This window comes from Streptomyces sp. SID3212, from assembly GCF_009865405.1.
GTDB lineage: Bacteria > Actinomycetota > Actinomycetes > Streptomycetales > Streptomycetaceae > Streptomyces.
The window spans coordinates 1-4,196 of the sequence record NZ_WWJY01001115.1; the positions used below are offsets into that span (position 1 = coordinate 1).

General features: G+C 73.5%; 3 protein-coding genes. 2 read left to right on the forward strand and 1 reads right to left on the reverse strand.

All coding sequences use genetic code 11. The features are described from left to right. Window positions 1–720: YoaK family protein (locus GT042_RS33095; protein ID WP_161312379.1), on the reverse strand; the 720-nt coding region annotated here is incomplete at its 3' end. A gap of 140 nt (window positions 721–860) precedes the next feature. On the opposite strand from GT042_RS33095, the gene GT042_RS33100 reads away from it, so the two are divergent. Both GT042_RS33100 and GT042_RS33105 read left to right on the forward strand, forming a co-directional pair. Continuing rightward, window positions 861–2,621, forward strand: a complete 1,761-nt coding sequence (locus tag GT042_RS33100; protein ID WP_202534432.1) for an aromatic amino acid ammonia-lyase — start codon at window positions 861–863, stop codon at window positions 2,619–2,621. A gap of 160 nt (window positions 2,622–2,781) precedes the next feature. Beyond that, window positions 2,782–4,196: hypothetical protein (locus GT042_RS33105; RefSeq protein WP_161312380.1), on the forward strand; the 1,415-nt coding region annotated here is incomplete at its 3' end.

Genomic DNA, 4,196 nt, shown 5'->3' on the forward strand with positions numbered 1-4,196 from the left:
CCACTCCGCCGTGGCACGCGGCAGTGAGAACGCCGCCAGGAACGCGAGCGCCAGCAACAGTCCGCCGATCAGCAGCGGCACCGCGTCGTCGGAGTGCAGCACCGTGGCCGCGCCGATCAGAGCGCCCAGGAACAGGGCCACCGCCGACAGGGAACGCCTGCCGATCTTGCCGCCGGGACCACCCGCCAGCCGGCTGTCCGCGGCCATCCCGGTGAGCGTGAGGGTGAGGACCGTGGTGGTCAGATCGGGGACCGTCAGCGCCCGCGCAACCGCGTTCTGCACTCCCATCGCCACGCCGAGGAGCACGATCAGCACGTAGCGGGCGCCGCCCGAGGACGGCGAGTCGACCAACGCGGCGATGAGGTAGGAGGCCAGGACGAGCACCGCCTCCAGGCCGAGTGCCCCGTACAGCATCTTGCCCCGGTGCCGGCGGACCTGGTGGACGAGCCGCCCCCCGGCCAGCGCGCCGATCAGGAACGCGCCCAGGGCGGTGGCGGAGGCGGCGACGGAGAATCCGGACGCTCCGAGGACGGCGAAGGCCAGGAAGACGACGTTGCCCGTCATGTTCGCCACGAAGACATGACCGAGCACGAGGTAACTGAACGCGTCGACCAGGCCGGTGACCACCGTGAGCCCGACCAGCAGCGGGGGAAGCGGGCCGTGTCTGACGTCACGCCCCGGCACCAGGGTCGACCACGCGTCCCGAAGGATGACCGACACCAGCACGCTCCCTTGATCGCGGGTGGCGGCCGGGGGGCTGCCAGGGGCAGTCTGGGAAGTTCATGACGGTCTGTCCAGCACGTAAGCCCCGTTTGTAGGACTTCTTTGAGGAAATCAGGCGGTCTGCCGAACAGAGAGACGTGATCCCTTCCTCCTTCTCAGAACCGTTCCGCGAGTTGTTCGCATCGGTCTCCGTACGACGTCCGCGCGGCCACGCCCCCCGCCTCCGGATCTGGGCCGCGGCCACGACGGCCGCCGTGGTCGTCCTGGTGCCGGGCTCGGCAGGCCCCGTGGTCGCCGGCCCGGTGCACCCCGCCGTCGCCCCGGCGGCGCGGGCCGCCGCCACCATCACCCTGGACGGGAACCGCCTGACGGTCCCCCAGATGAGGGCGGTGCTGCGCGGGACGGCCGGGGCGGTGCGGCTGTCGGACGCGGCGGCCGGCCGGATGCGTGACGCCCGGGCCGGCGCGCTCGACGCCCTCAAGGCCGGCCAGCGCGTCTACGGCTGGAACCAGGCCCTGGGCCCGCTCAAGGACCATCCGCTGTCGGACGACGAACAGCGCGATTTCCAGCGCCGTATCCTCAACTCCCACGCGGCGGGCACGGGCGGTGAGCTGTCCGCGGGCGTGGCCCGCCTCGCGCTGGTGCTCCGCGCGAACGCCATGGCCCGCGCGCACATGGGCGTACGTCCCGAGATGGTGCGGCGCATGCTGGCCCTGGTCAACGCCGGGGTGACCCCGGTGATGCCGTCCATCGGGTCACTCGGCACCGGCGATCTCCAGCCGATGGCGGCGGCCGGACTGGTGCTGACCGGGGAGGGGGCGACGGCCCGGCTGCGCGGCGGCCAGGAGCGGCCGGCGGGCGATGTCCTCGCCGAGGCGGGACTGCCGCGCACGTTCGAGCTGGAGGCGGGCGAGGCGCTGCCGCTGATCAGTGGCAGCGGGGTGCTGACGGCCCGGTACGTGGCGGCCACGTACCGGGCGGAGTCCTTCCTCGACCAGTTCCTGGGGGCGTTCGGCCTGTTCCTGGAGGCCACCCGCGCCGAGGCGGGCTCCCTGGACGCGCGGACCCACGCGGAGCGGCGGATCCCCGCCGAGGAGGAGGAAGCCGCCAAGCTGCGGGCCCTGACGGCCGACAGCGGGTGGATGACGGAGCGGGGCAGGAAGCAGTTCGGGGAGACGTCGGCCCGGGTGCAGGACGCGGTCTCCGTACGGGCGGCTCCGCACATCGCCGCCACGCTCCGTCAGACGCTCGACGAGGCGGACACGATCATCACGCGCGAGGCCAACGCGTCGACGTCCAACCCGCTCCTGTTCCCCCGGGACGGCGGCGGGTACGAGTTCGTGATGGGCGGGAACTGGGACGGCGCGCAGATCGGGCACGCCATCGACACCCTCAACGCGCAGGTCACGGATGTGTCGGTGCTCAGCCACGAACTGTCGGGACGGCTGATCGCCTCCAAGTGGAGTTACGGCCTGCCGGACAACCTGGCGGCGCCGCCGGTCGGTCTGAACTCCGGGATGGTGCAGGTCCAGACGGTGGGCGCGGCCCTGATCCCCGAGATGCAGACACGGGCGATGCCGGCCGGGGTGCTGTCACGGCCGGAGAAGTTCGGGCAGGAGGACCACAACACGATGGCGATGGCGTCGGTGCGCAACCTGGACGACAACCTCAGCCGGGCGGAGACGGTCCTGGCCGTGCAATTCCTGCTGGCCGCGCAGGGCATCGATCTGGCGCGCCCCGCGATGGGACCGCTGCACCTGGCCAAGGCGACCGACGCGCTCCATCAGCGCTTCCGGCAGGCCGTGGAGGTGCTGGGCGAGGACCGGTGGATGACACCGGACGTCCGCAAGGCCAACGCCCTGGTCAGCGCGGGCGCGCTGCGTCCCGACGGGATCTGACGGGACCTCACCGCGCATGTGACGGCGGGGTGCCGGCCGCCGTCGCCGTCGCCGTCACGTCACCCGGACGGACGACGGCCGGGGTCCGTTCGGGGGCGATCATTCGAACGCCCGCCGGTGTCGCACGCCGTGGCGGGCGCTCCGGCCCCAGCGTGGCGCCATGCAGCAAGCGTCTCTCGCCACGGACCTGCCGGAGAAGGATCCTCGTGCCGACGCGGACCGGGGCGGCCGGCGCGCCGCGCGCCCGCCGCTCCCGTTCGTCGTGGTCGCGGTGGCCTTCGTCGCCTCCCAGGCGGTCCTGATGATGCCCGGCATGGGGCTGGGGTGGGACGAGACGGTGTACGTCAGCCAGGTCAGCCCGCAGGCGCCGGCGGCGTTCTTCAGCGCGCCGCGCGCCCGGGGCATCAGCTTCCTGGTGGCGCCGGTCGCCGCGTTCACCACGTCCGTGGACGTGCTCCGCTGCTGTCTCGCCCTGCTGTCCGGCTTCGCTCTCCTCCTGGGGCTCCAGGTCTGGCGGCGGCTGCTGCCGGTCGCGGTGCTCACGCTCGCCGGGACGCTGTTCGCGACGCTGTGGATCACGCTCTTCTACGGACCGCAGGTCATGCCCAACCTGTGGGTCGCCTTCGCGGCGCTCGTCGCGACGGGCTGTTTCCTCCGTGCCGTACGGGACCCCGGGGACCGCGCGGCGCGGATCGGCCTGGGCTGCGCGGTGGCGGTGGCGGCGCTGATGCGTCCCACCGACGCGTGCTGGCTGGTCGCGCCGCTGGCGGTGGCCGCGCTGTGCGTACGGTCGTGGCGCCGCCCGGCCGTACTGGCGATCCTGGTCGTGGGCGCGGCCGTCGGCGCCTCCGCGTGGGTGGTCGAGGCGTACCTCTCGTACGGCGGGCTCGCCACCCGGTTGCGCCGTGCCGGTGAGATCCAGGGCGGACTGGGCTGGCATCCCGCCTTCGGTCACCAACTGCGGGCGCTGGAGGGGCGGTCGCTGTGCCGGCCGTGCGACATGGGATGGCGCGACCCGGCGACGGCCCTCTGGTGGTTCGCCCTGCCGGTTCTCGCGGCGGGCGGGGTGTGGGCCGCCGCGCGCACCCCGCTGCGGGCCACCGTACTGCTGCCGACCGTGACCGGGCTGGTCCTCGCGGCGCCGTACCTGCTGACGATCGACTACGCGGCGGCGCGGTTCCTGCTGCCGACGTACGCGCTGCTCGCGCTGCCCGTCGCGTTCTGTCTGTGGCGGCTGGTGACGGCGGTGCGGCCGGTGCTGCGGCCGATGGCCGCCGCGGTGATCGCCGTGCTTCTGCTGGCCCATGTCGGATCGCAGTACGTGACGGCGGACCGGCTCGTGTCGCGCAGCCGTGCGACGCGGGAGGCCCTGGCCCGTATCTCCACCGAGCTGCACCGCCAGGGGGTACGGCCGCCGTGCACGGTGACCGGGAACGAGTCCGTACGGATCGCCTTCCAGGCGGGTTGTTCGTCGCGGCAGCTCGCCGGCCACGACGGCAGCATCTCGCGTGCGGGGCTGCTGGAGCTGGCCGGGCGGCAGCCGGTGGGGGTGCTGGTGGCCCCGGGCAGGCCCGC